The organism is Candidatus Roseilinea sp. NK_OTU-006, from assembly GCF_012931985.1.
GTDB lineage: Bacteria > Chloroflexota > Anaerolineae > J036 > Brachytrichaceae > JAAFGM01.
Window position 1 is genome coordinate 1 of sequence record NZ_JAAFGM010000058.1, and the last position, 4,976, is coordinate 4,976.

The following is a 4,976-nucleotide window of genomic DNA, read 5'->3' on the forward strand; positions in this document are numbered from 1 at the left end:
CTCGGCAACTCAGCCTATGCCCCTCACTTTTTGGGACTTGCAGCTAGCTCCAGCGTGCTGCAAGTCCCAAAAAGTGAGGGGCATAGGCTGAGTTGCCGAGATTCTCAAGGGCAGACCTAGAGGCGAAGGTCAGCGCGAACGAAGCGCGGCGACGGAAGGAAGTAGCACTCGCTGGCCTGCGCGAACTGGAGCTCGCGGAGCGGCAGAAGCTGCTGCTGAGGCGTGACGATGTGGAGCGGACATGGGCGGAGGCCTCGGCCATGATGCGCGATGCAGTGCTCCGCATCCCGGAGGCTGCGGCGCCGCAGTTGGCCGGCGTGAGGGACGCTGCGGAGGCCAGGGCGGTGCTGGCTGATGTCTGTGACCATGTGCTCCGGACGCTCAGCGCTCGAATTGTTGCCGTCGGCGGCGAGCCTGCTGGCGGACGTGGCTCAGGTGTTGCTTCCGCCGGAGCGGGTGAGCCTCTGGCAATGGGCGGACCGCCACCGGCGGCTGTCCAGCGAGGCAAGCGCGGCGCCAGGCGCTTGGACGACGCTCCCATACCAGCGGGACGTACTGGACGCACTGAGCCCGCACAGCCGGCACGAGCGGGTCGTGCTCGTGTGGGGCAGCCAGCTCGGAAAGACTGAGATGCTGCTGACGCTAATCGCATATATCATCGCCTGCCAACCGGGGCCGATCCTGGTCGTCCAGCCGACGTTGTCAATGGCGGAAGCGTTCAGCAAAGACCGGATCTCTCCGATGGTCCGGGACATGGAGGTCCTTCGCGGGCTGGTGGCTGACCCCAAGGCGCGCGACGCGGGCAGCACAATTTTCCACCGCCGATTCGTCGGCGGACACCTGACGATCGTAGGCAGCAATTCGCCGGCCGGCCTGGCGTCTCGACCGATCCGCTACCTGCTGATGGACGAGGTCGACCGCTGGGAGGCCTCGGCCGGCGCCGAGGGTGACCCGGCGACGCTGGCCATTGCGCGGACCAGAACGTTCTGGAATCGCAAGATCGTGATGGTAAGCTCGCCGACCGTGCGCGGCGCCTCCAGGATCGAGCAGGCGTGGCTGGAGAGCGATCAGCGAGAGTACCACGTGCCTTGCCCGCACTGTGGACAGTTCCAGCGGCTGGTCTGGGCCCGCGTAGAGTGGCCAGATGGCAAGCCGCGCGAAGCGCAGTACCGATGTGCGAGCTGTGAGCGGCTGATTCACCACAGCCAAAAGGCGCGCATGATCGCCCAGGGACGGTGGGAGCCAGGCAATCCGGGCTCCGCGATCGCGGGGTTCCACCTGAGTGAGCTCTACTCGCCTTGGCGCTCCTGGGGCGAGCTGGCGGCAGAGTGGCTGGCGGCGCAAGGCAACGTGGAGCGCCTGCGGGCGTTCGTGAACACGTCGCTCGCCGAGCTGTGGGACGACCAAGTCGTCGGACAGGTCAGCGAGGACGAGCTGCTGGCGCGCCGGGAGAACTACGGGCCACAGCTACCGGATGGTGTGGCGCTGCTGACCGCAGGCGTCGATGTCCAAGACGACCGGCTCGAATGCTCGGTGTGGGGCTGGGGGCGCAGTGAGGAATCCTGGCTGATCGAGCACCGCATCATTCCGGGCGATCCTACGCTCGGGCCCGAGCAGGGGCCGTGGCTCGAACTCGACCGATACCTCACGCAGCCATGGCCACACCCGAGGGCGGGCGCGCTCCATGTGGCCGCAGCGGCGATTGACGCCGGCTACGCCACGGCAGTCGTGACCCGGTTTTGCGACGCCCGGGCTGGCCGGAGGATTTGGGCGGTCAAAGGCGCCGGCGGCTCCGTGCCGGCGTGGCCGCGCAGGCAAAGCAGATCTCAGCGTGGGCGATTATTTGTGATTGGCGTTGACTCGCTTAAGGCGTCCATTATTGGACGACTTAGAACGTCGGACGGGCCTGGCGCTATGCATTTTCCGGTGACTGTGGAGCGGGAGTATTTTGAGCAGCTCAATGCTGAGTTTGTTAAGACCACCTACAGCCGCGGCCGGCCAGTCAGGGTGTGGGAGCGGCGCAAGGGATGCAGGGCGGAAGCATTGGACTGCGCGGTGTATGCTTATGCTGCCCTGCACGGCCTAATGCATCATGGAGTGCACTTAGATCGCGAGGCTGAGAGGCTGTCACTGCTGGCGAGCCCTCGGTTGCAGCAGAGTATGCCGGCAGGCACGTGGCTTGGAGACAGGCCGAAGGGTTGGCTTAGGCGATGACTCTTGAGGAGTTGCAAGCAAAACGCGAGGAGATCCTCGCGAGCATCGGCATCATGCGCATTCAGTTTGGTGACCGAAGTATTCAGTATGCCGATGCCCAGCGCGCGCTTGCGGCGATCGATCAGGAGATCGAAAGGCTGTCTCGGTCATCACAGAGGTCAGTCAGTTACGCGGAGTATAGCAAAGGATGAACTGGCTAGACAAAGTGATCGGCTGGTTTTCTCCAGCGCGCGCCTATCGGAGAGTGCATGCGCGGATGAGCATGCAGGTTGCTGAGCGCTTTGCTTACGAGGCGGCTAGGTCGACGAGACGCACTAGCGGCTGGCTTGCACCTCCTACCGGGCCGAATGTGGAAATTGCAGGCGCCGCGGACAGGTTGCGCAATCGAAGCCGCGACTTAGTCAGGAACAATTCCTACGCCGCGCGGTGTGTGGCGGCTATCTCGCAAAATGCCGTAGGCACTGGCATTGTGGCGCGCACGCCGGTGCGCGAAGCTGCGCAGGCCTGGAATAGCTGGATTGAGGTGTGTGATGCCGATGGAGTGTGTGACTGGTATGGCCTCCAGACACTGGTCGCTAGGGCGGTTGTGGAATCAGGTGAGTGCCTAGTTAGATTTCGGCCGCGGCGAAGAGAGGATGGCATCTGGCCTCCATTGCAGTTACAGGTACTGGAGCCTGATTACCTCGATGCGAATAAAAATGGTCCCACCGAGACCGGCTACATGCTAGATGGCATTCAATACGATCTTGTTGGTCGCAGGGTTGGCTATTGGCTCTATTCTTCGCATCCTGGAGAACGCATGGCTGGAACCGGGATGCCATCAAGTTCGCTGGTCCCAGCCAGCGAGGTGCTGCATATTTACCGCAAGGATAGGCCTGGGCAAGAACGGGGCGCACCATGGTTAGCGCCAGTCATGATGCGCATGCGCGACCTCGACGATTATGAGGAGGCCGAGCTGATGCGCAAGAAGATTGAGGCCTGCTTTGCGGCGTTCGTCATTGGCGGAGACCCAGCGCGCACACTGGGCGCCGCGCGCACGGACGCGGGCGGTCAGCGTATTGAGCAGTTTGAGCCTGGGATGATCACCTATCTGGGCGATAGCGAGGACGTGCGCTTCGCCACGCCGCAGCCGTCATCAGGCTATTCCGATTACGTGCGGCATCAGTTGCGTGCTATCGCGGCAGGGCTTGGAATGCCATATGAGGTGCTAACCGGCGATCTTAGTCAGACGAATTACTCCTCGATTCGCGCTGGATTGCTTGAGTTCAGGCGCATGATCGAGCAGTTCCGTTGGCAGGTGCTGATCCCACAGCTATGTCAGCCCGTATGGGATAGGTTTGTGCGTGATCTCGGTGTGGACGGACCCGTGCCGGTCACGTGGACTCCGCCGCGCTGGGAGTGGGTTGATCCCGCTAAGGAAGCTGATGCCATCAAGATGAATATTCGCAGCGGCCTGATTACATGGCGAGAAGCTGTCAGCGAGATGGGGTACGATCCGGACGAGCAGTTAGCCGAGATTACATCTACTAATAGAGCGTGGGATGCGGCTGGGGTGGTGCTAGATTGTGATCCGCGCCGAGTAACTCAGGGCGGTGCTGCGCAGAAGGAGATCTGAAATGCCATGGGAAGAGACAGAAAGCGAAATTCGCCACAGTGTCCGAGATCCTGATGATTTTGAGCAGGACAGTTTTCGCACCATTACGCTCAAACAGGACAAGCCGCGAGTGTTTGCCATTATCGGTAGGCTGAAGGGCGAGACCAAAACTACCATCCAGGCCCTGCGCTTCCCGAAAGAAGATGGCTGGACGATAGAGACGGCGAAGCAATGGGTGCGCGAGCATTTTGATGAATCAAAACAGGCCGCAACACAGATCAGCGAATCGCTAGAGGCTGAAAGGTCAGGATGCGAACATGTGACTCTGGCTGCGCTCGCTCCTCCCCAAACGGTCGATGCCGATAGCCGTTCGGTAACCGTGATCGCTTACAGCGGAGAAACGGTGCAACGTCTCGATCCATGGACGGGCGAGATCTACAGCTTGCGGCTTGGGTTATCTGACGGCCAGGCGCGCCTTGGCAGACTTACTGGCGCTCCAGTGCTCGATTCGCACGCGAATTTTAGTGTGCGCAACCAGATCGGCGTGGTAGAGCAAGCATGGATCGCTGATGGCCGGCTGCTCGCACGATTGCGCTTTAGTCAGCGCGAGGAGGTCGAGCCGATCTGGCGCGATGTGGTATCCGGGATCATCCGCAATGTTTCGCTGGGAGCGGTGATTTACCGACGCGAAAAACAGGCAGAGGGTGTCTGGCTAGCCACCGATTGGGAACCAATGGAGATCTCGCTTGTACCCATTCCGGCTGATCCTAAGGCAACAATCTTATCGCATTTCATGCGGGCTGAGGCCCGTGAATTACATCAGGAGGTAAATATGCCTGACAAACTGACTGCGGGTCAACAGACTGAGGCCCGTGAACAACCTGATATCATCGCCCTGCGCGCGCAGGTGGCGGCTGAGCAAGCAAAAATTCGCAAGGCGGTCAAAGCTGCCGGCCTTGACGAGGAGTTTGCCGAGTCTCTTTGTGCGCGTGGTGCGAGTGTCGAGGAGGCCCGTGCGGCTATCTTCGACGCGCTTGCGAAGCGCTACGAGCGCACGCCCACCCGCTCGCAGGTGGGGCAAGTTGCCCAAGTCACCCAAGACGCGGTGGACAAGCGCATCGAGGCGATGACCGATGCGCTTATGAGCCAAATCTACCCGGCGCGCTAT

Annotated in this window: 3 protein-coding genes and 1 pseudogene; all 4 read left to right on the forward strand. The window is 61.4% G+C overall.

The genetic code is table 11. The features are described from left to right. Positions 1 to 366: 366 nt before the first annotated feature. Positions 367 to 2,214 carry a phage terminase large subunit family protein gene (locus tag GXH28_RS15075; RefSeq protein ID WP_206156878.1) on the forward strand — a complete coding sequence of 616 codons (1,848 nt, stop codon included), beginning with the start codon at positions 367 to 369 and terminating at the stop codon, positions 2,212 to 2,214. After that, entirely contained in the window at positions 2,211 to 2,405 is a 195-nt protein-coding gene (locus GXH28_RS15080; RefSeq protein WP_169239847.1) for a hypothetical protein, read from the forward strand. The genes GXH28_RS15075 and GXH28_RS15080 overlap by 4 nt, the downstream gene beginning before the upstream one ends. After that, positions 2,402 to 3,829 carry a phage portal protein gene (locus GXH28_RS15085; protein ID WP_169239848.1) on the forward strand — a complete coding sequence of 476 codons (1,428 nt, stop codon included), beginning with the start codon at positions 2,402 to 2,404 and terminating at the stop codon, positions 3,827 to 3,829. The genes GXH28_RS15080 and GXH28_RS15085 overlap by 4 nt, the downstream gene beginning before the upstream one ends. 1 nt (position 3,830) lies before the next feature. Beyond that, a pseudogene (locus GXH28_RS15090) lies at positions 3,831 to 4,976 on the forward strand (hypothetical protein); the annotation flags it as partial.